The organism is Holdemanella porci, assembly GCF_019052655.1.
GTDB classification, from domain to species: domain Bacteria; phylum Bacillota_I; class Bacilli_A; order Erysipelotrichales; family Erysipelotrichaceae; genus Holdemanella; species Holdemanella hominis.
On the sequence record NZ_JAHQVB010000008.1, the window covers coordinates 1 to 21,074 of the forward strand.

29 protein-coding genes and 1 tRNA gene are annotated in these 21,074 nt (G+C 34.1%); 9 read left to right on the forward strand and 21 right to left on the reverse strand.

Translation table 11 applies throughout. From position 1 onward, the window contains the following. Positions 1 to 590: 590 nt before the first annotated feature. The 3 genes from KTQ83_RS02690 to KTQ83_RS02700 form a co-directional block, all read right to left on the reverse strand. Positions 591 to 878 (reverse strand): hypothetical protein, encoded by a 288-nt coding sequence (locus KTQ83_RS02690; RefSeq protein ID WP_217255950.1) that lies wholly within the window; start codon positions 876 to 878, stop codon positions 591 to 593. 714 nt (positions 879 to 1,592) lie between these two features. Next, entirely contained in the window at positions 1,593 to 2,663 is a 1,071-nt protein-coding gene (locus KTQ83_RS02695) for a hypothetical protein (RefSeq protein ID WP_217255951.1), read from the reverse strand. 78 nt (positions 2,664 to 2,741) lie between these two features. Continuing rightward, positions 2,742 to 3,422, reverse strand: coding sequence for a YiiX/YebB-like N1pC/P60 family cysteine hydrolase (locus KTQ83_RS02700; protein WP_217255952.1), 681 nt, complete (start codon positions 3,420 to 3,422; stop codon positions 2,742 to 2,744). Positions 3,423 to 3,638: 216 nt separating this feature from the next. On the opposite strand from KTQ83_RS02700, the gene KTQ83_RS02705 reads away from it, so the two are divergent. Genes KTQ83_RS02705 through KTQ83_RS02715 form a run of 3 tightly spaced genes read left to right on the forward strand, consistent with a single transcriptional unit; the run spans position 3,639 to position 5,328 of the window. Continuing rightward, positions 3,639 to 4,004, forward strand: a complete 366-nt coding sequence (locus KTQ83_RS02705; RefSeq protein ID WP_217255953.1) for a BlaI/MecI/CopY family transcriptional regulator — start codon at positions 3,639 to 3,641, stop codon at positions 4,002 to 4,004. Next, on the forward strand, positions 4,004 to 5,101 hold the full coding sequence (locus KTQ83_RS02710) for a M56 family metallopeptidase (protein WP_217255954.1): 1,098 nt from the start codon (positions 4,004 to 4,006) through the stop codon (positions 5,099 to 5,101). The genes KTQ83_RS02705 and KTQ83_RS02710 overlap by 1 nt, the downstream gene beginning before the upstream one ends. Before the next feature lie 20 nt (positions 5,102 to 5,121). Continuing rightward, on the forward strand, positions 5,122 to 5,328 hold the full coding sequence (locus KTQ83_RS02715; RefSeq protein WP_217255955.1) for a hypothetical protein: 207 nt from the start codon (positions 5,122 to 5,124) through the stop codon (positions 5,326 to 5,328). 382 nt (positions 5,329 to 5,710) lie between these two features. Here the strand turns inward: KTQ83_RS02715 and KTQ83_RS02720 are convergent, their stop codons facing one another. The 18 genes from KTQ83_RS02720 to KTQ83_RS02795 all read right to left on the reverse strand — a co-directional run bounded on the left by KTQ83_RS02720 (position 5,711) and on the right by KTQ83_RS02795 (position 16,909). Further along, positions 5,711 to 5,947, reverse strand: a complete 237-nt coding sequence (locus tag KTQ83_RS02720; RefSeq protein WP_342367244.1) for an ATP-binding protein — start codon at positions 5,945 to 5,947, stop codon at positions 5,711 to 5,713. A gap of 57 nt (positions 5,948 to 6,004) precedes the next feature. Continuing rightward, complete coding sequence (locus tag KTQ83_RS12615) at positions 6,005 to 6,385, reverse strand: integrase core domain-containing protein (RefSeq protein ID WP_333791012.1); 381 nt, start codon at positions 6,383 to 6,385, stop codon at positions 6,005 to 6,007. A 184-nt stretch (positions 6,386 to 6,569) separates the two neighbouring features. Continuing rightward, on the reverse strand, positions 6,570 to 6,866 hold the full coding sequence (locus KTQ83_RS02730; RefSeq protein ID WP_217255957.1) for a transposase: 297 nt from the start codon (positions 6,864 to 6,866) through the stop codon (positions 6,570 to 6,572). 309 nt (positions 6,867 to 7,175) lie between these two features. Further along, positions 7,176 to 7,325 (reverse strand): hypothetical protein, encoded by a 150-nt coding sequence (locus KTQ83_RS12215; RefSeq protein ID WP_244975742.1) that lies wholly within the window; start codon positions 7,323 to 7,325, stop codon positions 7,176 to 7,178. After that, positions 7,309 to 8,145 carry an ATP-binding protein gene (locus KTQ83_RS02735; protein WP_244975743.1) on the reverse strand — a complete coding sequence of 279 codons (837 nt, stop codon included), beginning with the start codon at positions 8,143 to 8,145 and terminating at the stop codon, positions 7,309 to 7,311. The genes KTQ83_RS12215 and KTQ83_RS02735 overlap by 17 nt, the downstream gene beginning before the upstream one ends. Positions 8,146 to 8,577: 432 nt before the next feature. Continuing rightward, the gene (locus tag KTQ83_RS02740) at positions 8,578 to 8,934 is read right to left on the reverse strand and encodes a hypothetical protein (RefSeq protein WP_217255958.1); all 357 of its coding nucleotides are present in this window, start codon (positions 8,932 to 8,934) and stop codon (positions 8,578 to 8,580) included. Between the two features lie 106 nt (positions 8,935 to 9,040). Continuing rightward, on the reverse strand, positions 9,041 to 9,655 hold the full coding sequence (locus tag KTQ83_RS02745) for a class I SAM-dependent methyltransferase (protein ID WP_217255959.1): 615 nt from the start codon (positions 9,653 to 9,655) through the stop codon (positions 9,041 to 9,043). A gap of 429 nt (positions 9,656 to 10,084) precedes the next feature. Then, positions 10,085 to 10,162: transfer RNA gene (locus KTQ83_RS02750), tRNA-Arg, on the reverse strand. Positions 10,163 to 10,455: 293 nt separating this feature from the next. Next, positions 10,456 to 10,590 (reverse strand): hypothetical protein, encoded by a 135-nt coding sequence (locus KTQ83_RS12480; protein ID WP_279217270.1) that lies wholly within the window; start codon positions 10,588 to 10,590, stop codon positions 10,456 to 10,458. Between the two features lie 99 nt (positions 10,591 to 10,689). Next, positions 10,690 to 11,130, reverse strand: a complete 441-nt coding sequence (locus KTQ83_RS02755; RefSeq protein WP_009247014.1) for a DUF4869 domain-containing protein — start codon at positions 11,128 to 11,130, stop codon at positions 10,690 to 10,692. Between the two features lie 41 nt (positions 11,131 to 11,171). Continuing rightward, positions 11,172 to 11,630, reverse strand: coding sequence for a Fis family transcriptional regulator (locus KTQ83_RS02760; protein WP_008977274.1), 459 nt, complete (start codon positions 11,628 to 11,630; stop codon positions 11,172 to 11,174). Between the two features lie 15 nt (positions 11,631 to 11,645). Beyond that, complete coding sequence (locus tag KTQ83_RS02765; RefSeq protein WP_244975744.1) at positions 11,646 to 12,122, reverse strand: DUF4869 domain-containing protein; 477 nt, start codon at positions 12,120 to 12,122, stop codon at positions 11,646 to 11,648. A gap of 84 nt (positions 12,123 to 12,206) precedes the next feature. After that, entirely contained in the window at positions 12,207 to 13,268 is a 1,062-nt protein-coding gene (locus KTQ83_RS02770) for a Fic family protein (RefSeq protein ID WP_244975745.1), read from the reverse strand. A gap of 188 nt (positions 13,269 to 13,456) precedes the next feature. Beyond that, a complete protein-coding gene (locus tag KTQ83_RS02775; protein ID WP_039925177.1) occupies positions 13,457 to 14,848 on the reverse strand; it encodes a site-specific integrase in 1,392 nt (463 codons plus the stop codon). A gap of 1 nt (position 14,849) precedes the next feature. Continuing rightward, the gene (locus tag KTQ83_RS02780) at positions 14,850 to 15,809 is read right to left on the reverse strand and encodes a helix-turn-helix domain-containing protein (RefSeq protein WP_009247017.1); all 960 of its coding nucleotides are present in this window, start codon (positions 15,807 to 15,809) and stop codon (positions 14,850 to 14,852) included. Between the two features lie 100 nt (positions 15,810 to 15,909). Further along, a complete protein-coding gene (locus KTQ83_RS02785) occupies positions 15,910 to 16,086 on the reverse strand; it encodes a helix-turn-helix domain-containing protein (RefSeq protein WP_009247018.1) in 177 nt (58 codons plus the stop codon). Between the two features lie 100 nt (positions 16,087 to 16,186). Continuing rightward, on the reverse strand, positions 16,187 to 16,459 hold the full coding sequence (locus KTQ83_RS02790; RefSeq protein ID WP_009247019.1) for a hypothetical protein: 273 nt from the start codon (positions 16,457 to 16,459) through the stop codon (positions 16,187 to 16,189). Between the two features lie 30 nt (positions 16,460 to 16,489). Beyond that, positions 16,490 to 16,909, reverse strand: a complete 420-nt coding sequence (locus KTQ83_RS02795; protein ID WP_330390373.1) for a peptide deformylase — start codon at positions 16,907 to 16,909, stop codon at positions 16,490 to 16,492. A 365-nt stretch (positions 16,910 to 17,274) separates the two neighbouring features. Here KTQ83_RS02795 and KTQ83_RS02800 point away from each other — a divergent pair, with 365 nt between their 5' ends. The 6 genes from KTQ83_RS02800 to KTQ83_RS02825 all read left to right on the forward strand — a co-directional run bounded on the left by KTQ83_RS02800 (position 17,275) and on the right by KTQ83_RS02825 (position 21,002). Continuing rightward, entirely contained in the window at positions 17,275 to 17,667 is a 393-nt protein-coding gene (locus KTQ83_RS02800) for a plasmid mobilization protein (RefSeq protein ID WP_016439442.1), read from the forward strand. Then, positions 17,639 to 19,186 (forward strand): relaxase/mobilization nuclease domain-containing protein, encoded by a 1,548-nt coding sequence (locus tag KTQ83_RS02805; RefSeq protein WP_016439441.1) that lies wholly within the window; start codon positions 17,639 to 17,641, stop codon positions 19,184 to 19,186. Before KTQ83_RS02800 ends, KTQ83_RS02805 begins: the two co-directional genes overlap by 29 nt. A gap of 27 nt (positions 19,187 to 19,213) precedes the next feature. Continuing rightward, positions 19,214 to 19,540 (forward strand): hypothetical protein, encoded by a 327-nt coding sequence (locus KTQ83_RS02810; protein ID WP_217255960.1) that lies wholly within the window; start codon positions 19,214 to 19,216, stop codon positions 19,538 to 19,540. After that, positions 19,527 to 20,306, forward strand: coding sequence for an FAD-dependent thymidylate synthase (locus KTQ83_RS02815; protein ID WP_217255961.1), 780 nt, complete (start codon positions 19,527 to 19,529; stop codon positions 20,304 to 20,306). The genes KTQ83_RS02810 and KTQ83_RS02815 overlap by 14 nt, the downstream gene beginning before the upstream one ends. Further along, positions 20,296 to 20,709: a dUTP diphosphatase gene (locus KTQ83_RS02820; protein ID WP_009247024.1), complete on the forward strand. Its 414-nt coding sequence runs from the start codon at positions 20,296 to 20,298 to the stop codon at positions 20,707 to 20,709. The genes KTQ83_RS02815 and KTQ83_RS02820 overlap by 11 nt, the downstream gene beginning before the upstream one ends. An 83-nt stretch (positions 20,710 to 20,792) precedes the next feature. Further along, positions 20,793 to 21,002, forward strand: coding sequence for a helix-turn-helix domain-containing protein (locus tag KTQ83_RS02825; RefSeq protein WP_009247025.1), 210 nt, complete (start codon positions 20,793 to 20,795; stop codon positions 21,000 to 21,002). The last annotated feature ends 72 nt before the right edge of the window (positions 21,003 to 21,074 follow it).

Here is a 21,074-nt window from a genome sequence, read left to right on the forward strand (position 1 = left end):
GGATGGCTTTATTATATATTCGTCAGCAGTTTATTTGTACCACCTTTAAATTTGACGCTTACTTTAATGTGATTAGATTATTAACTTTCATATTCAAATAATTTGGCAATCAACAAGCATTAAAATAATTGAAAAAAAGACCCGGACAACTAAATGTTGTCCAAGTCCAATATCAGCTATAAACCGTTTTGGGGTATATGCCGCCCCTTAAAATCTTGAAGAGCAAATTCACCTTACCACATCCAAATTTATTGCGCACTTTTTTCTACAATTTTTTATCCATTGTAGTTAGCCTGATTCCAAATTTGATAATGAAAATAAAATTTATTGATATCAATTACAGTTCCACATTTTGACAATGAATTTTGATATGATAAATTATTTGCAAACGTATTATAATATGCAACCCCCAATACTGAAGATGCAATCAAAATTGCAGCAACTGCTGGAACAGCTGCAGTTGCTGCACCACCAATGGTTCCACCAGCACGAATTATTTCTGCATAATTTTTTGCATCGTTAACTAAAGCATTTGATACAGCTTTGGTTTGAGCAGTTCTTACATAATTCCAACCTTCGATTTTCCAAGTCTAACCACATATTCCCGTAGGTATAACTTGTGGAGTTAAATCTGTATTTTCAATAGAATCAATTGCAATATCTAAGAAACTTTCTTTCGTATAATTCGTTCCTGCTACTTGATTAAATTCATCAAAGTCATAAACATCAACTATTTCTTTGATTGTATCATAATCATAAATATATTTATTATCTTCTATAATTAAAGTTTCTGTTATTCGATCTTGCATTTGTTGCATTTCAGCTAAAATTTGTTCATCAGTTTTAGTCTCATATGCCCTAGCATCAACGTTAATCAAAGTAATAGATAAAATGAACGCACATACACGAAAATATCTTTTTAATTTTATTCATCACATTATTCTCCTATTCTCTGTTCTAATCTTTACAATAAAGATAAATCACTATGACTAAATTTATACAGATATAAAGAGTTATAATAATACTTAATACATTTTTTAATTCATAATAACCATCAACCAAATGTGTAAATAGCGTCATACTTGCGCTTACTAACATAATAGATATCCCAGAAAACTGTGCAAATTTATCTTTCATATTATCCATCATCCCTTTCCGTTATAATAAAAATACTCGTTCGAATTAAAATTTGTTCACATTATTATGATCATTATCCTCTAATATACCTGCTAAGATTAAAAATTATTGGTTCCCATGGGTATCAATCTCCTTATGTGTTTTTTATAGATTATAAATCAAAATTCAATGCTATTAATGCTATCACAGTTCAATAATAGATAACATTGTTCACTTCTCTATAGTTTTTATTTACATCATTTTTATAAAAACATAAGTCTTATAAAACTTATATTTTTTGATATCTAGAAGAGTAGGGTTGTATCAGCAATCCCTCCCTTTTTATTTGTTATTCGAGCCCGATATTAGCTATAAACCGTTTTGGGGTATATGCGCCCCTTATACTGTTTTATGAAATAAGACAAATTGCCTTATCAGATTATTAACAAATAAAACTTAATGTATTGATATTATTCTTAATTAATCCATATATGAAAAACCGTTCCTAAAGTATCATCACATTTTAACTGAAGTGTGATAGTACTTTTTAGTATATCATACACAATCAATTGATTCTCGGTAAGAAGTAAAAGATGATTTAAGTCTAATCTTTTAATATCTACAATTCTTTCATTTTCAGAAATGGCATACGGTGAAATATCAACAAATTCGCTTTGCAATGTTTCATAATTAAAAATAGTAAAACCCAGTTTATCTATAGTTATCGATTCATGTGATATAGCAAGAAAATCATCTCCAATATCATAAATATCGGAAGGAAATATTTCTTCAATCGTATAGAATTCACTTGTTTCGTTAACTAAGTCATATCTATATATTGCACCAGCATATATTTTTTCTAAACTACCAAGATCTCGCCAACCCGCTGAAACAGCGTATAAATAATTCCCTTTTGTAATAACATCACTAAAGAAATATTGCTTCTCTTTATTGGCTTCAAGTTCTTTTATTGTATCTATTGAAAAATCACCATCATTTTCAGAAATAGAAATCAAAATATTTTTAAAATAATTCTTCCCATTTTCAACTTCTGTGGCTTCAACCTCTGTTCCAATAGTATAAACTTTATCAGACGAAGTAATGAAATCACTAAATAACATATCCTTCTCAAGTTTTAGATATTCCACTTCTTCTAATTCTGGTGTATAAACTGAAATAAACGAGTTTTCTCCTGTAGTAGATGCAAAATAGTAATTATGAGAAGTTCCTGATGATGTATATGCACAATGGTCCGTTTGATAACGATGAATTAACCCTGTGTTGAAGTCTATTGAAACTAAAGATTGCTTATCTCGACCAGGAAAATCTTCTTCGGTAAATACTAAATACTGATTTAACAATTCAGAACGATGAACCACAGGGTTTATATTCGTATTTATAATCTTAATATCTGTTTTGGTTATTTCATTTAACTTTTCATCATTGAATTGATAGCCAATTATTCCATCGCTGCCTAGCACATAAAAATCAACCTCGTCTGAAGTTTCAAAACGATTTGTTTTTTGACAACCTACTGTTCCAATCAAAAGGAATGCGATTATACAGTATGAAATAATTTTTTTAATGTGTTTGTACAATTTAAACTGCTTCATAATCTGGGAAAATCATCTATTCCTATATGTAATTAATGTTTTAGAATTTTTAACAAATTCTCCTGGATGTACTGCGATTGCACCACCGATATCATTATCAGATTTATTTAAATTAACACCTGCAGTATAATAATAAGCTGCCCATACTAATTGAGAACAATAAAAACTACCAGTTTGATAACAGTTCCAAAAATTAAGATTGTAAGGTTTACCTTTTTGCTGTCCAGCCCAATAACCAGCATTATAATCTTGATTAACGGTTGTGCTCTTAACACCCACTTGCCAAATTGTATGTGTACTACTTGTCCATACTCCATGCCTAAAATCTGCTGTTTTCCCCGGCTTTTGTGCTTCAATTACCGCCTCAATTCGTTGCGGAGCTACTATTGCAGAATGCCAAGTATTAACAGTATTAGTCCCAAACCCTTCGGTTGTTACACATATCACGCCATCTCTCCAAGACCATGAACCAGTTGCTGATCTTGTTGTTGGATTCTTAAAATCACCATAAATTGGTGCCTGAAACCCATAATCTAAATATTCTTGTTCTCTTTCAGGCATCGTTTCAAGTATTTCTTTTTGTTCTTCAGTTAAATTCTGCTCATTTAATGTATCTTCATTAGCCAAAATAGGACTAGTAAAACACATAATGCTCAGCATTGAGCAAATAAATAAAGAAAATGTTTTTTTCATCAATTTACTCTCTTTCTTATTTTGTTCTTTTATGGATAGCGATATCTCTAATTCAAATATAATATAAAACCCTTAAAAATACAATACATATATTTATATCATTTATCTTTTTTTATATTCGTTATAATTAATCATATTCAAATTGAAAAAATAAATATTTAATCATATAATTTAAGAGAAGATATATACATAAAAAAATTAAATGGAGGAACTTACATGAAATACATTCAATTTACTAAGAAGGAAAATGAGATCATGGATATCTTATGGAAGCATGATGTTGCAATGTCTGCAAACGATATTAAATTAGCTTCCAAAGATTTGAGTATCAATACGATTCAGCAAACGCTACAAAAATTATTAGAGATAAAATATATCAAGGTTGCAGGAATCGGACAGAACAAGAAGGCAATCACAAGATTATATAGACCAGTTATATCCGAAGCAGAATATGTGAATTCATTTATTGGCGAAGATACACGAGCAAAAATTTCAGCTTATTTTGTTGAGCACACAGATGATTTACAGATGATTGAACAATTAAAGAATTTGATTCAAGAAAAAGAGAAAGAGTTAAAATAATGCGATTTTCTGCATCATCTCTTTTCATTACTTTGTGTATCAGTTTTTTGTTGATTCTTCTGTTAGACATTTTACTTTCATATAAAAAAAGTTATAAATTATTTCGGACAGATTTTATAACAGTACTAATCGTTGTTGTCGTAGTAAGAATGTTTGTGCCACTTGAATTCAAATTTACTAAAACCATTATAGTGCCCACAATCATGAATCCAATCATTGTACTGTTGCAATATAAAATTTATGCAAATGTGCAAGTATATCAATTCTTATTATTAGTTTGGGTATTAGGTATTATATGGAACCTGATTAAATGGATTCGCGCAATTCAAATTACCAAAGACATGTACAAACGTATTGAAAAACATTCAGAACATTATCATATAAGCAATTTTATTGATAACTATCAAGAAGAAAATTATGTAGTATTAAGAACGAACTATGTTTCTTCCCCTATGGTCATGGGCTTTAATAAAACTATATTGATACCAGACGTATGCCTTTCACAAGAAAATTTAAAAAATGTATTACTTCACGAAACATGGCATATTAAAAATCATGATGTGTGCAATAAACAGATTATCAATCTGTTAGTTATCATGTATTGGTGGTTTATTCCAGTATATAGATTAAGAGACAAGATTGATTTATTTTTGGAAATGCGTGTAGACTATCAAACAACGAATCCATTTTCTAAAGAGGAAGTAATGAAATATATGCATACGCTTATAGAAATCCAAAAAAACATTCAAGGTAGAAATGAATTTAATGGACAATCTACACATTTTATGATTCAAGATAATGCAAATGTATTAGAATATCGTATAAATTATTTAATGGATGGAATGTATCGAAAAAAAACGAGCAAAATTCTAATGATTGTCGTATTAGCTCTTCCATTACTTACAAACAGCATTATTTTGGAGTCTGCATTTGATCCTCCAAACAACGAGGATTTTTATGATCAATCAGATATAGACAAGGGATATATTATTAAACATAAAGACGGAACATATGAATTAGTATTAGGCAAAACACGTTTCAAAATATCAAATCCAAACGATGATTGTTTTAAAGCTGTTCCAATTATAAAGGAGTAAATAATTTATGAAAAAAAATAATGATTATGTTAGTATTGATCGCATCAATGAATAGAGTAACACCTGTTTTGGCAAATGAAACTAAAGCCTCTGCAAATATTTATGTTACTATGCCATGCCAAGAGAAGCTGGTCTGGAAATACAAAGTTATAAATGGAAAATTATATAAAAGATTATGGAATCAAACATTGAATAAATGGGTTGGAGACCATTGGATTCCTTGTTAATATTTTAAATAATCTTTCAATATCTTTGTATAGGTGGGAATTGACATAAGTTTACAGCTTATGTATATATTCAGATTGGTATCCCTCTCCGTCTTTAAACAACGGAGTCTTGGATGCCTTTTTATTGTCTTTCCGTCATATGCATTTAATTTATAACTTTCTTTGAAAGATAAATCCATCAGATAATCACAATCCATTTCATACTAAATTAACTGCAAAATTTTAAAAAAAAGATAAAAGCTATAGGATTTTATGCATTTTATTGAATTATTGCACCTTTACATGCTTTTGGCGAATATTAGCATTTTGACCTATGCATATGACGGAAAAATGGTGCGCGTTTAGCGAACCATCGGTGTATCTGTAGCGGTCAATCGGTGTGTCAAAATTTTTGATTTCTTAGTGATTCACCTTTGAATTCTAAACGATATGCTTTACATAGGACTCGATCTAAACACGCGTCAGCGTATGCACAATCCTTAAATAAATCGTACAATTCTTTTACTGGGATTTGAGAAACTATCACTGTCGATTTTCTACTTTCTCTTGAATCAAGAATTTCAAATAGATGTCTACATTTCTCGACATCAAGATTCATAAGTCCGAAATCATCTATAATTTGATACTACGCCAGATTTAAGACAACTTAAATATCTGGTTTTTTAATGTTTATGTTTCAAATATTGTTTTCAAAATCTTGTGGAGATTCATATCCACAATGTGAATGAATTCGTGTTGTATTATAAAATCCTTCTATATATTCAAATACGATTTTATATACTCCATAATAATTATCAATTTTATAAAATTGTAGCCATTCTCTTTTTATCAAGGAATGAAAAGATTCAATGCACGCATTGCCCCATGGAGTTCCTTTCCATGAATAGCTAACAACCATACCTTTAGTTAATCGCTGGTATAATTCTGATGTATACTGTACTCCGCGGTCACTTTGGATCACAATCGGATGATCAGTTTCACGTCTTTCTTTAGCTTTTATTAAGCATTCTAACACCTTGTCCGCATCCATTGTTCGCGTTAATACCCATGCTATAATTTTTCTTGATTTCTTTTTTGAAGATGCTCATTTCTTATTTGTGTCTGAGTAGGTAGATTTTCATTCTTTTTATAGCTATAGAAACCTGAACGAATAACCCCAATTGTTTTTAGCACACTGGCTACGGAAATGGTTTGATCTTTTTTCTTTTGTTGATCATCCGCTTCGTAGATTTCACGCTGCTTTACTTGCCCATTATGCCAATAGCTTTTTTTAATACTTCTAACGCGTCCTTTGTGTCTTTTAGTTCCTTTTTCAATTTGGCGATTTCTTTAGCTTCATCACTTGCATAATTACCACTGCCTCTAACGATGACTTGATTATCATTGCTGCGATATTGTTTCATCCAACCACCAATTGTTGTAGGATGAACACCGAATTTATTTCCAAGCGCAGTGTATTTTTCTTCTGGATGTTCTAAAACATAATTAATAACATTTTCTTTAAATTCTTGGTCATAGGCTTTATTGTTTTTTGACATTTTTTTATACTCCTTTTTTATTATCTTGACATTGTAACATATGCACAAGAATCTACAATATCTAGGACAGTCATGTTCAATATCTCATTCTATTTTTAATGTGATTGGTTCCTTATCAAATCAAATTCGAGATGTTTTACCTGTCCTATAAATATACTAGCATCAAGCACTACCAAAGTGGTAATGCTCTGTACTGATTTTTAGGCACCTAATTATTTTCAGTTAAGTAACACTGTAGATTTAACTCATACAATAAAGTCATCCAGACATTGTCTGGAAAGAACCCATGATGCTTTTGAAAACGAATCGTTATTCTTCTCTAAGCCATCTGCAAAGATCAATAACTTGAATACCTTGATAATCATATGTTTCATGACATGTTCTTGTAATAATCAACTTAGGGTATGCATCTTTTATCGCAAGTAATGGTGTGTATTCTTTTTCAAATGTTTTTTTCATCCGAAATATTATCACTTACTTGAATATATATTTGTGTATCACGTTTCTTGGCAACAAAGTCGATTTCTTTTTTATACAGTTTGCCAACATATACTTCATAACCTCTTCTACGTAGCTCTAAATAAACAATATTTTCGTATACTCTTCCATAGTCCATATTTCGTGTACCATTTACTGCATAACGAAAAGAAGAGTCACAAAGATAATACTTACTATTGTTGGTTAGGTATTTTTTTCCTTTCAAATCATATCGTTTTGCTTCATAAAATAGAAAAGCATTTTCTAAATAACCAATGTATTTTGAAACAGTCTTTCTTGTTATTTCACTTTGATTATTCTTTAAAGTCTCACAGATATTATTTGGAGAAAGAAAGTTTCCAATGTTATCCATCATAAATTCGGATATATTCGTAAATTCTAGTTTATTTCTTATCTTATACTTTTCAACTAAATCTCGAATGATAATAGTTGAATAAACATCTCGTACATAGTCATATTGTCGATTTTCCGTTTTATAGACATAAGCACCTGGCATTCCTCCAGTTTTGACGTATTGATCAAAAGCATCATCATATCCATCTGTGATTTTATAATAAGTTAGATATTCCTTAAATGAAAATGGGTATACTTTTATTTCCATTGTTCTTCCAGTAAACAGTGTTGCCAAATCTGAGCTGAGTAAAAACGCATTAGAACCTGTAATATAAATATCATAGATTCCTTTTGCATAAATGCTATTAATTGCAAGTTCAAATTGAGGACACATCTGTACCTCATCAATTAACAGTACATTTGTCATTTTTTCTTTGTATTGATTCATAATATATTTATGCAAGGCATGATATTCTAACAAATGATCAATTCCAACTCTTGAAGATTAATCATCACAATATTGATTTGTTCATTTAATGATTTTAAATATGTGATAAATTCCTGAAGTAATACTGATTCCCACTACAACGAATTCCAGTAATAACCTTTATATCGGGTGTACCATATAATTCAATCAACTCATCTAAATATTTTTTCTAACAATAAGTTGCATAACATTCTCTCCTATTCCCACTTTTTAAAAATTATTAAATTTTCGGTAATAGAATGATTCTTTTAATTTCTAATAGTGTGAACATTATGTTGCTCACTTGATTAAAGAAAAGCACTAGCTGAAGTGCTAATGCCTATTGAAATTCAGGTAAACCTAAACTGTTAATTGCTTTTATAATAATAGACCAGGTTGTTTTATCACAAATATCTAAATCATCATAGTTTTCATTCCATTCTTTAATGTAGGATATATATTATGGATAAACTTCTTATATTCCTTTTCAGTTAAATCAATACTTGTTTTGCATTCTAAAGTACCAATAGAATCTGAATAAGAATCAACAAACCAATCTTTAATCTTTTTTACAACAATCTTTTGATATCCTTCATAAAAACCACCCATTTCAGATTCAACTGAAGTAGTAGAAGTTTCATCAATAGGTAAAAATGAATAACAAACATCTTTATGACAATGAAAACAATATCGACTTGAAGGTGGCATCGTTTTACCACGTACCAAATAAATTTTATGATCATCTATATCTTTTTGAAGTTGAGTAGTCATTATTGGAATTCTATAAACAATTTTTTGCCGTTTCATGACCACAATGAGAACAGCAAATTCTTGTCAATGCTATCACTTCTTTCTTTTTTCAATAAACTTGAATTTGTCAGTCCAAAATCAGGACACCAGCGCAACTGGACATTTTCGTAAATAAAAGACCTGGAAAATCTTTTCTCAGTTCTTCAACGACAAAGTAGATTTCATCATTATCCCATGTGTCTCCTGCCTTCAATTTACACTGTTCTAAATCCTTTCGTGTTTCAAAGGCAACATCGCCGATTATAATTTTGCCGTTTTTCTTTAAGTGATTACGCAATTCTAGAAAGAAATCTTTCTTCTGATCATCCGTCAAATGATGCAAAGAGTATGTCGCAACAATATAATCATAACGAAAATTTTGCAATGGTTCGACAAGCTCTTTTGAAAAGTCCCCCTGATATAAATGTGCATTGGGCATTTTCTCAGATGCCAACTCAATCATCCTAGATGAAAAGTCCTGTCCATATATGGAGCACCCTTGCTCATATAGCTTTGTTGTTAATGTACCTGTCCCGAACCCAATATCCAAAACAATGGCATTTTCAGTTTTCATTATAGTCTGAAAAATGAATCCAAGTACCTTTTTGTAACCAGCAAAAGGATATGTGTTTTTCTCATCAGAAATGCCGACAGTTTTGTCGTAACCATCTGCCCAAAGGTCGAATGCTTTATTGTTTAACATACTTATTTCCTCCACAAAATTAAAAGGCGATTGCTCGCCTTTTAAGATGTTTAGCAGTTTTCTCTGCACTAGAACAAGTTTTAGGTCTTTGTTCCGATCAATGGCATGGGTTTATAGTCTCCATACCGACTCTTCCTTCATAATATATCATTTTAACTAACAATCTACAAATTAAATGATTTTTTCTTATTTGATTTGTGACTGCGATTACTTTACAATTTCGCATAATAAAAACTCCTTTCTCATATATCAGGATTTTCTGGCTATGTAAAAGGAGTTTGTTCATATTGTCTTGTTTTATATTTCTAATACTCTTATGTTTGACCACTCATCAAGTGTTCTTAAAAGATGCATATTAGCTGGAAAAGCAGATAAATTCATCTAATTTCTGATAAGAAGATGCTAAAAAACATTTATTTATGAGCTATATGGTGTCCCCGATAAGATTTGAACTTACGACCTTTCGCTTAGGAGAGCGAATAGGTAGTGTCAATTCCAGACAAGAACTATCATTATAAGCCCTTTAAAGTCACGGCTTTTTTCTACTTCCGAGTCAAATCAAGTCAATTCCTGTACCCCACATATATGCCTTAGATAAGACCTGTTTATTAGCAGAATATTTGCATCAGCTAATACTTGGGGAATACCTTCGTGTCACCACCATTATGAAAAATATGGCTACCATCGTTCAAGCATTCGAGAATGATAAACAATATGAAATTGAATTGATTTCTACATATATAATACCGTACTTTAGACTGGTTGTCTACGGTGTTTTGACTACTGATAATGTAAATTTTTTATGCCAACATTTTTCCTTCTAAATAGGAACATCGCAAGTAATCCGGATTCGTATAATATACATTAGAATTAAAATCAGAAATTTCATCCGTAATAAATGATGAAAAAATATCATCTTTCTGTTTGTCCGTCATGAATAGATTCACGCTTTTCAAATGTAACTCCCATGATATATTACTTGTAGTGACATCCAAAACATTAGTAAAGTTATATTTTTCAGGCATTTACCTGATCTAAACATACTCTCCTGCAATATCAACATATTCCAACATATTATGAACAATATCACCTGTATTGAGAATTTCTATTTCAAAATCTTCTTCTCCAAAATCCATAATATGTCTTAAATTTATTGTCAAGTCTTTTGATTTACCTATAGAAAGAATCCATTTTGCACAATCATCTCCACATACAGACGCATTAAACACTTTTCCAGATTGGTCAAATGCCATCAGCATCAATGTCTTTACAGAACCTGACAGTTCTTTTGTGGAAATCGTTCCTAATACTGGACTTTGTATCAGATGAGAACTTATCACTTCTGACTTATCTACAGCTTTAATTATTCTGATTGATAATTCGTTTGTAATCCATTCATCCTCATATCGATTATCGAAATAAGTCGGAGGATGATAAATCGCATTCTCCATATTTCCTAAATATATTTTTAACATAGTGATCTCCTGCTACTTATAGTCCATGCATATTCTCCAAGCTACTCATTTGTCCCATATATCCGATATAATTCATGGTAACTTTGCTTCAATGTTCCATACTTCCCGGATGTCCGGATCCCATAAATTTCTTCCACACTATATGGTAAAGCTGGCAAGGATTCTCTCGTTACAATCACATAATAATTATCTGTTTTCTGAATTTCTCTAGCAAACTCCTCAGTCTTGATAAAATCATTTCCCTCATCAATAAATACGATACTGTCCGTAATCTCCGCCAGTTGTCCTTTCCACAAAGCACCTTCCAGCACATAACATTTCTTATCGCATGTCAAATCTACCGGACTTCCTGTTGGATTGTTCACATATTCCTGAATTATATCTACAAGAGTAGTTTTTCCCGTAGCGCTGTCCCCGCGAATGATCGTTAAATTTTTCCGAATTTCAAAATCATATTTTAAGCGTTTTGTTGATACAATAACTCTATGTTTCCCTCTCATCGTACCACCCCTCCATTAGACAAATTCTCCTGCAATCGGTACCAGTTCTTTCATAGAATGAACAATTTCATTAGTATTCAAAATACGAATTTCAAAAGGTTCCTTACCGAAATCCATCAGATGCCTCAGATTTACAGTCCTGTCTTCCGATTCTGCAATTTTAAGCAGCCATTTCGCACAGTTATCTCCACAGGTTGATACGTTGAAAATTTTATCTTTATTAAACTTAAAAAGGATTAACGTTTTTACTCCTCCGGATAACCCGGTTGGCGGAATCTTTCCTAAAACCGGACTATCTATTACTCCACTATCCAAAACTGTTGACTTATCTACATCTTGAATCATTTCTTTCACAAAAGGATCTACAATCCAACTATCTTCATAATCATATTTAAAATAAGCCGATGTATTATATACAGCTTCTTTCATATCACCATAATAAATATTCAGCATTAAAATCCCTTCCTTTTTTTCGTATATTGTGATTTTCATTAAGACTTTTCGGGCATTTACCTGATTTAAACATACTCTCCAGCAATATCAACATATTCCAACATATTATGAATAATATCACCTCTATTGGGGAAGGTTCTCATTTTCCATAGCATCTTTCCGTACATAGAACGTTCCCCTCCCTGAACCGCACTTTACAATTATCTCTTCTTTTGTAAGCTTATTCAATGCATTTAAAACAGCTGATCGACTACCAATCGGGCATGCTGCGATAACCTCCGCACCAGTAAATTTACCTATTTTTTCAGTTACATAATTTTTAACAACATCATATACCGTACTTCTATTTTTTTCTGACATCAATCCAACTCGCTCTTCAAATTCTTTGTAACAAGCGAGAATTACCTGAAGCATATACTTAATAAAAGGAGTTGGATCATTCTCTTCCTCGTGCCATCCATAATCAATTCGTTCCAATACATCGTAATACGCATCTTTGGTTTTTTCAATCTGCTTCTCTATACTGATATACTTTCCAACTTCATATCCATTTTGATACAGAAGCAATAAAGTCAGTAATCTGCTCATTCTTCCGTTTCCATCATTGAATGGATGGATACAAAGGAAGTCAGAAATAAATGTTGGAATTAAAATCAACGGATCAACCGTTTCCATTGCCAATGTTCTTCTATAACTTTCACAAATTGCCTCTATTGCCTGTTCCGTTTCATACGGTGACAACGGAATAAATCTTGTTACTACTGTTCCATCAGCCTTTGTCTCATTGATATAATTCTGTGTATTCTTAAATTGACCTCCATAGGAAAGACCTGCATGTTTTAACAAATCACGATGTAATTGTAAAATATATGCTGTTCTAATTGGTATGAAATCATGACTCTCATGAATGGTATTAAGTACATCACGATATCCAACAATTTCACTTTCATCTCGTGATTTAGGTGTTGTTTTCTCATTCATAAGCTGTTTAATACGTGTACTTGTTGTAACAATACCTTCTATTTTATTTGATGCCTCTGTACTCTGTACACGTGCAATTTCTATCAAACGCTCCAGTTCAACCGGCTTCTGCCTTGTAAATAATTCCTGACGCCCTTTACATTCATGAATTTTTGCAATATATGACACGACTTCTCCATCCCACAATCTATCTGCTAATTTCATATAATCAAACTTTCTCACCTCTACACCTACCTTCCTTAGGTTTATCATCCATTCCTTTGTTCTTTCGTCCATATTATACCCCATTTTGGATGAAACTTTCAATAGTTGGATAAAAACTGCTGTTTTATATTTTAACTTGCTGAAAATTCTGCACATCGAATTTTCCACTAAAATTTCACTATTTTTCATTACTTCATCGCCTTTGCCAACGAAGCCAATAGTGCTTTCATTTCCGGATTTGCCAATACTTTTGCAAGCAGCTCTGCATCCACATCATCCGGCACATCTACTGTCTGAGTTGTGGTTTCCTCTCGCATCTTTGGATCCAGGTTTTTCTTCTCATAGAACGCTTCCTCGAATAATTCTGCATTTCGTCTTCGATCCTCATCAATAATATGGGAATACACATCTGTTACCATATCCACTTGTGAATGCCCGGAATCCCCTTGAACCGCTTTGATATCTCCGCCATTCAGTTTTAATTTATATGTCACGCTGCTATGTCTCAAACTATGAAAGACAACCGGCGGAAGATTATATTCTTCGATCAGTTTATTTAATTGTCCCCGGATTGCTCCGGTACCAATGGGATTTCCAAATGTCGTTGCCATCACCAAATTATAATCTATATATTCCTCACCTAAGACTTCTTTTACTTCGTCCTGCTCCGCTTTCCACTCAACCAACATATTAGCAACGCTTTTGGGAAGAAATACCTTACGGATACTGCTTTCTGTTTTTGGTGTTTTTAAAATCTGAACAGTTTTGTTGGTTTTATGTTGCGAAGGAAATACCAGCAACACATCTTTCCCTTCCAGATTTTTCAGAGTTTCCTTTGTTACCCGTTGTGTTTCTTTATTGATATAAACGTATGCACGATTCTCTTCGATTGCTTCCGGAGAAATATCTACACAATCCCAGGTCAAACCAAGCACTTCCCCTAATCGTAGGGAACAGGAAAATGACAGATTGATTGCCAGCTTCAGCCGTTCGTCTTCACAGACATCCATTGCATACATCAAGGTTTCTGCTGTCCAGATTTCCCGTTTCTGTGATTTATGTTTCGGCACCGTTGCATAGGTGCACGGATTTTTTTCTATCATCTCCCATTTGATTGCCTGCTCAAAACAATTACGGAGCAGCTTGTGGATTTCTCTGACAGTACTCGCAGAAACAAATTCATTTTTCTTATTCCCCTTCACCGGATTTCCGACTGCTTTTGTCTGTAGCAATCCCTGATAATATTTTTCCATAAAGCGGGTGTTAATCTCCGAAAGTTTCACAGAGCCAACCATAGGCTCAATATAATTTCTGATCAGCCCTACATTCCCTTCATAAGTGGATAATGCCCATTTTTCTTTTCCATACAAAGAAACGTATTCCGTGAGCAGATCCGACAATGTATTGCACTTTCTCACAACAAGTGCGCCCATTTCCTGTTTATATTCGATTTCTCTTTTTCGCTTCTTTGCTTCTGCTTTTGTATCATATGTTTCCCACTTCTGTCTCCGTTTACCGGAATCATCCTTATAGTTATAGATCACATTAAATTTTCCGTTTCGTTCTCTGATCGATGCCATGCTAATTCCCTTTCCTTTCTTCCAACCAAGCTTCAAATTCATCTCTTTTTACTCTGGATATGTTTCCAATCTTCACTGCTGAAAATTTCCCATCATCCATCCATTTGTAAATCATCCCTCTACTGACCTTTGCAAGAAACGCTGCCTCATCAAATGTCAGATAACTCAGATTTCCATTCTTACTACGATCTCCGGTTTTGGCTAATTTCTTTCGCCTGTAATTTGCCAAACTAAAATTTTGTTCCATTGACAACTCTTCATAATCGTTGGCCGGATCCAATTTATAATGATCTTGTCCATCTAAAAATTTCTGAAAGCTCTCTTTTGTAATTCTTTTCTTCTCTGCAATTTCAATCGTTTCAAAAAAATGGCTGTATTTAGAATTCTTCAAAATCTCATATACCTGACGTCTTGGAATTCCCAGAAGCCTTGCCATTTCTGGCATGGTAATTGTTGCTCCTTCCAGCTCCTTGTCCTTTTCCCTGTCTTTCTGTGTGCGATATTTCGATTGCTTCTCATACCATTCCTGAAAAGATTTTTTCGGAATCCTGATCCAGTAATCAACAGTAACTGTTTTTATACCGTCACGTCTAATCAGATCATAAACCGTAGTTTCACTAATCCCCAACATCTTGGCAACTTCTGATATGGAATAAGACCATTTTTTTAGGTTTTTCCCCGGTTCTTCCCCGTTCACTTTATGATACTTCACCTGGTTTGCATACCATTTCTCAAAGCTCGCAATATTCACTCGCATCTGTCCTGCGATTTCTCTGCATTCAAAATAATTTTTCTGAACCAGCCAGTATCTGCCTGTCTTCTTTAGTCCCAAAAGATTTCCAATCTCTGGAACTGTCATCCAGGTTTTTTCCTTTGGAGGAAGTCGTTTGTATTTACTGTTCTCCTCTATTTCTGAAAGCACTTCTTCAAACGAAGTTTCTTCTATAACAACTTGATTCATCTGATCAACTCTCCTTTCTTTTCTGCATCATACATCATTTTCAAATAAAAAATTAGGATGTCGATTGCGACTTTTTCTCTCAACCAACATCCCAGATTTTTTACTCCGGCTGTTTATCAAGCCAGTCATCAAAACTCTTTTTTGAAATTCTATACTTTCCTCCATCCAACTGGATCCATCGGAACTCTTTTTTCTTTAATAATGCATAGACTGTCGGGCGGCTTACATCTAAAATTTCCTGAATCTCTTTTACGGTATAACATCTTTTTTCTGACATATAAAAAACCCTCTTTCTTCTTTCATACATATAGGAAGGAAAAAGATCCTTCTATATAACGAAAGGAAAAAGAGGATTTTTACAGGGTGACTAAAAAAATTTATAATCCATTTCTATAAATCTCATTTATAACAGCCTGCGACTGCTCCATTTCTTTTTTCTTTATGATTTCTTCCCGGTCACTTAGGATTGCAATCATTTCATCTATCACATCTTCCAATCTGGGCTCTGTGTAACGATACAAGTATCCCAACATCCTGGTCGCTGTATAATCTGTATTCAGATTCTTATAGGCTATTTCTGCACAAAGTTCTTTCGGATATCCTTTGGTAAGTAAAACCTTATATAATTCATCTGTTCTTTCCGTTCCCATAAAGTATCACTCCTGTAAATTTCTCTCGGCTTAAATCAGTATGCCCTCCAAATGATCCAGCTCATGCTGACAAATCTGTGCAGTCCAACCATCAAGTTTCAATTTCTGTTTCTTCCAATTCATATCCAGATATTCAACTTCTATCATCTGATATCTCGTTGTCTTACGCACTCCTGTAAGAGATAAGCATCCTTCTTCAGTTTCATAAGGTGATTCTTTTCTTACCAATACAGGATTAAACATTACCACATCTACGAATCCCATATTTACAATAATGACACTTTTTTTCACACCGATCATATTCGCTGCCATTCCAACACATCCCTCACGGTTCGCAGCTAACGTATCCATTAAATCTTTTCCAACTTGAAGATCGGCTTTTGTTGCCGGTTCAGATTTTTGTCCCAGAAAAAATATATCTTTCATAATTGGTTTTACCATTTTCTTCATACCTCTATTCTCAAAATCGTTTTTTTTGCTTTGTTCTGAATTGTAGTATAGCAGTTTTTTTACTTTTTTTCTATCTCACCCTGTATTTTCTGCCCTGAGCCTTTCGTTATATGAGAGGGTTAATCTTTCAAGAGCAAGATCCACCCGGGTAATACCGTATCCTCATTTTATGAGAACGGTCTTATCCCCGGGTTAGGTATCTTGATGGGGATTACGTTTCCCCATACCCTCGCTTTTGCATCAAAGATGCAGTCAGTATCCACAAAAATGGATACTGCACTAATTCTCTATCGGAAGGGACAGCCGATAAAAATTAGTGAACTGTAACACTATTCGATGTCACAGTTTAGAAAGGAAGGAGGAGTATGCCACCAAAAGAAAAATCAAAGGAATTGAAGCATCGAAACATAATCTGTCTGAAACTTACAGACATTGAATTGGAAATATTAAATCAGGCCGCAAGCTCTGTGGGAATCTCTCGTTCAGAATATCTACGAAGATTGTTCCTAAATAGACCAATTCAAATTCATTATGAAGTTGTCGCAGACATCAAAGTACTTCGGGAGCTGGTCGGGCAATACGGTAAAATCGGTTCCAATCTGAACCAGATCGCCAAGTATTTTAATACCGGTGGAACTCATTCCCAGGCTATGGAAAATGAAATCCATCAATGTATCTCCGACCTCTTCCTCTTGCGAAAAAAAGTGTTAGAAATGGCAGGTGATTTTCATGGCAATACTAAAACACATCAAAAGTAGAAATGCCAACTATTCAAATGCCATTGATTATCTGCTTTTCCAACATGATGAGAGCACTGGAAAAAAGATAAAAGATGAAATGGGGCGAAGTCTTTTAAGAGATGAGTTCTACATGGATGGTCTCAACTGTGATCCGATGTCTTTTGACAAGGAGTGTAGTCTGACAAATGCGAAATTTCATAAAAACAAAAAATCATCTGAAATCAAAAGTCATCACTATATCATCAGTTATGATCCTGCTGATGCTATTGAATGTGATCTGACGGGAGAAAAAGCACAGGCTCTATCTTTAGACCTTGCCAAAAAAATATTTCCGGGATATCAGGCTCTTATCGTGACACATACCGATGGTCACAATGGTTCCGGCAATATCCATACGCATATTGTGATCAACAGCGTCCGTAAGGAAGCTGTCAGAAGGCAACGTTACATGGATAAGCCCCATGAAGAAATTGCCGGATACAAACACCGATCCACAAATAAATTCCTGAATTATTTCAAAAAGGAAATTATGGATATGTGCATCCAGGAGGGACTTCATCAGGTTGATCTTCTCTCTCCGGCTGAAACAAAGATCACACAGGCTGAATATATGGCCCAAAAATCCGGGCAGAAAAAATTAGAAGAGACCAACAAAAAAATCATTGCAGATGGATTGAAACCAAATGCCACAATGTTTCAGACGCAGAAGCAGGAACTCCGAAATGCCATCGAAGAATGCAGCTCGCATTCTAAAAGCTTTCAAGAATTTCAATCTCTTCTTTTTGAAAAATATCAGATTTCCGTCATTGAAGAAAGAGGAAGATATCGTTATCTCCATCCGGATCGGAACAAACGGATTACAGAGAAGGCTTTGGGAACTCAATACGGCAAAGAACATTTAGAACAGCTCTTCTTACGAAAAGATCCGATAACCATTCTTTATGTCAGATCGCATTTACGGTTGGTAGTAGATCTTCAGAAAAATGTGAAAGCAATGCAAAGTCCCGGATATGCTCATCGGGTAAAAATATCCAATCTTCAAGAAATGGCAAATACCATTATCTATGTGCAAGAACATGGATACAATACCCAAATCGAATTAAAAAATGCCTTTTCCGAATCTCAAAAACAGTTAGATCAGGCAACAGATCAGCTAATGAAAATGAATGCAGATTTGAAAAACATCAACCGTCAGATCCATTACACCGGACAATATTTTTCACAGAAAGCAATCTATACCGAATTTTTAAAGGCGAAAAACAAAGGCAGATTCCGAAAGGAACACACCGCTGAAATTCAGGCATATGAAGAAGCCCGTGACTGGCTGAAATCTTTTTATCCCGATGGAAAGATGCTTCCTATCAAAACATTGAAGGAACAAAAAAACAGCTTGCAGGAACAGATCGACCAGCAAAAATCATCCATCCGATCTCTAAAGGATCTGACACAAGATTTAAGAACCGTAGACAAAAATGTGGAAGCAATTCTCCACAACCAGGTTCCGAAAAAGCAAAAGACACAGGAACCCGAATTATAAATCATTTTACGAAGGAGGAATTACAATATGACACAAAATGAATTTAATGTTGTCCTTGAACAACAATATCGAAAATGTGCCGATGTCCTGGCACACAAGAAGAAAGAATACACCGGAGACCGCATTGACCGCCTGAGTGCGTTTAAAATCGCTGCCTCATTACAGGGATGCACACCTAAGGCTGCTCTGGCCGGAATGATGTCGAAGCATGTCGTATCTCTCTATGACATGTGTTGCTCTTCGCTGCTCCAATTTGACTTAGAACAATGGGATGAGAAGATCACAGACTGCATCAACTATCTCATTCTACTGAAAGCATTGATAAAGGAGGAACAAGCCTATGGATCACATTGAGACAAAGATTTTAAATAGTTATACCATTCAAGAAGCAGCTCAGAACATGGTATTCGCAGCAAGGCTTACCCAACAGGGGCATTCCATTCAAAACATGGATGATCTTATGGCTCTTTATCAGAAATCTTTTACAGATAAAACCGTAGATCGGATTGCCAGTCTTCCTCATCCAACCGTACAGAAATTTACGGTGATCACTGTTGCGATTGTGGGGGCAAGCAGACGTTTTCTTGCACAGATTACTCGTCATCAAAACGAAGTAAAATTCATGAGTGCATCTCTGCAATATAGCAACTATTCAGAAAAAGCTGCATTTACGATCCCATATGAAATCCTTTTTTCCGAACAGAGATACATTGATCTCTATCTGAAAAGCTGCTTATCGGATCTCAGATGTTATCAGGAATTGTGCTCTGTGGGATTTCATCATGATTCTGCAGGATATGCCCTCCCTCATGCTTTAAGAAATATTCTGATTATCTGCGCTACACCTTATGAGTGGAAACATATGATCAGTCAGCGAATCTGCAGGAGAAATACCGACGAAACAAGAATTGTAATGTTGGACATCTGGCAGAAATTATATGAATTTGATCCGGTGTTATTTTCACCGAAGCTGACCGGTCCTTTCTGCCAGAGGGGATGTTGTGAAGAAGGTGCTATGTCCTGTGAAATTCCTATCCCAAAAGAATGGTCTCCATTAGAAATAATGAGAGCAGATTATCCTCTGCTCGTAGAAGGGAGGGAAACTGTTTATGAAAATTAAATTGATCGACTTTGGGTTAGAGAAAGATCATTATCCTTTCCGACCTCATGAAAACGATGCCGGGGCCGATGTATATATGCCTTATGACTACACATTAAAACCAGGAGAGATTGCAAGAATCCCATTAGGATTTGGTCTCATGATTCCAGATGGATATGCCGGTTATGTTTTTCCAAGAAGCAGCATGGCAGCAAAAGGGTTGGTCTGCGAACTTCCGCCTATTGATTCCGGATATCGAGGAGAAATTCATGCCATCATCAGTAATGTTAGTTCAGAATCCCAAATACTCCGCAAAGATACCCGTGTAGGGCAACTGGTTATCACTCCGGTTCTAATCGCCGACTTTGTTCTGGATCTCGGAGAAGCAAGAGATATCGGGGCTTTTGGAAGTACCGGGGAATAAAGATCATAAAACCAGAGGTGCCGAATAATTTATGATTCGACACCTCACACACTCAAAATAACTTGCAGAAAGGAATAACTACTATGATTACATTTGGAAGAAAATTAAATCATTTGAGACAGAAAAATCATCTCACACAAAAAGAACTTGGTATCGCACTTGGCTTCCCCGAAGATTCTACTGATATCAGAATTACACAATATGAAGCAACTACAAGAAAGCCTCTCGATGAAATCCTTGTTAAATTGGATAAAATACTTGGAGTATTATCACTTTACGACAAAATTAACTAACCTTAACATTTGTTCCACTACCACTATAAATTTCTAATAATCCTAAGGTTAACTGCTTTGTGTGTAGATATA

What these genes read in the sequence shown, in the direction of transcription:
- KTQ83_RS02700 (WP_217255952.1), bottom strand. Translation starts at nt 3,422, where the DNA reads ATGAAAAAAACATTTTCTTTATTTATTTGCTCAATGCTGAGCATTATG.
- KTQ83_RS02705 (WP_217255953.1), top strand. Translation starts at nt 3,639, where the DNA reads ATGAAATACATTCAATTTACTAAGAAGGAAAATGAGATCATGGATATC.
- KTQ83_RS02710 (WP_217255954.1), top strand. Translation starts at nt 4,004, where the DNA reads ATGCGATTTTCTGCATCATCTCTTTTCATTACTTTGTGTATCAGTTTT.
- KTQ83_RS02715 (WP_217255955.1), top strand. Translation starts at nt 5,122, where the DNA reads ATGATTATGTTAGTATTGATCGCATCAATGAATAGAGTAACACCTGTT.
- KTQ83_RS02730 (WP_217255957.1), bottom strand. Translation starts at nt 6,866, where the DNA reads ATGTCAAAAAACAATAAAGCCTATGACCAAGAATTTAAAGAAAATGTT.
- KTQ83_RS12215 (WP_244975742.1), bottom strand. Translation starts at nt 7,325, where the DNA reads ATGAAAAAAACATTTGAAAAAGAATACACACCATTACTTGCGATAAAA.
- KTQ83_RS02735 (WP_244975743.1), bottom strand. Translation starts at nt 8,145, where the DNA reads ATGAATCAATACAAAGAAAAAATGACAAATGTACTGTTAATTGATGAG.
- KTQ83_RS02740 (WP_217255958.1), bottom strand. Translation starts at nt 8,934, where the DNA reads ATGACTACTCAACTTCAAAAAGATATAGATGATCATAAAATTTATTTG.
- KTQ83_RS02745 (WP_217255959.1), bottom strand. Translation starts at nt 9,655, where the DNA reads ATGTTAAACAATAAAGCATTCGACCTTTGGGCAGATGGTTACGACAAA.
- KTQ83_RS12480 (WP_279217270.1), bottom strand. Translation starts at nt 10,590, where the DNA reads ATGACGGACAAACAGAAAGATGATATTTTTTCATCATTTATTACGGAT.
- KTQ83_RS02755 (WP_009247014.1), bottom strand. Translation starts at nt 11,130, where the DNA reads ATGTTAAAAATATATTTAGGAAATATGGAGAATGCGATTTATCATCCT.
- KTQ83_RS02760 (WP_008977274.1), bottom strand. Translation starts at nt 11,630, where the DNA reads ATGAGAGGGAAACATAGAGTTATTGTATCAACAAAACGCTTAAAATAT.
- KTQ83_RS02765 (WP_244975744.1), bottom strand. Translation starts at nt 12,122, where the DNA reads ATGAAAATCACAATATACGAAAAAAAGGAAGGGATTTTAATGCTGAAT.
- KTQ83_RS02770 (WP_244975745.1), bottom strand. Translation starts at nt 13,268, where the DNA reads ATGAAATTAGCAGATAGATTGTGGGATGGAGAAGTCGTGTCATATATT.
- KTQ83_RS02775 (WP_039925177.1), bottom strand. Translation starts at nt 14,848, where the DNA reads ATGGCATCGATCAGAGAACGAAACGGAAAATTTAATGTGATCTATAAC.
- KTQ83_RS02780 (WP_009247017.1), bottom strand. Translation starts at nt 15,809, where the DNA reads ATGAATCAAGTTGTTATAGAAGAAACTTCGTTTGAAGAAGTGCTTTCA.
- KTQ83_RS02785 (WP_009247018.1), bottom strand. Translation starts at nt 16,086, where the DNA reads ATGTCAGAAAAAAGATGTTATACCGTAAAAGAGATTCAGGAAATTTTA.
- KTQ83_RS02790 (WP_009247019.1), bottom strand. Translation starts at nt 16,459, where the DNA reads ATGGGAACGGAAAGAACAGATGAATTATATAAGGTTTTACTTACCAAA.
- KTQ83_RS02795 (WP_330390373.1), bottom strand. Translation starts at nt 16,909, where the DNA reads ATGAAGAAAATGGTAAAACCAATTATGAAAGATATATTTTTTCTGGGA.
- KTQ83_RS02800 (WP_016439442.1), top strand. Translation starts at nt 17,275, where the DNA reads ATGCCACCAAAAGAAAAATCAAAGGAATTGAAGCATCGAAACATAATC.
- KTQ83_RS02805 (WP_016439441.1), top strand. Translation starts at nt 17,639, where the DNA reads ATGGCAATACTAAAACACATCAAAAGTAGAAATGCCAACTATTCAAAT.
- KTQ83_RS02810 (WP_217255960.1), top strand. Translation starts at nt 19,214, where the DNA reads ATGACACAAAATGAATTTAATGTTGTCCTTGAACAACAATATCGAAAA.
- KTQ83_RS02815 (WP_217255961.1), top strand. Translation starts at nt 19,527, where the DNA reads ATGGATCACATTGAGACAAAGATTTTAAATAGTTATACCATTCAAGAA.
- KTQ83_RS02820 (WP_009247024.1), top strand. Translation starts at nt 20,296, where the DNA reads ATGAAAATTAAATTGATCGACTTTGGGTTAGAGAAAGATCATTATCCT.
- KTQ83_RS02825 (WP_009247025.1), top strand. Translation starts at nt 20,793, where the DNA reads ATGATTACATTTGGAAGAAAATTAAATCATTTGAGACAGAAAAATCAT.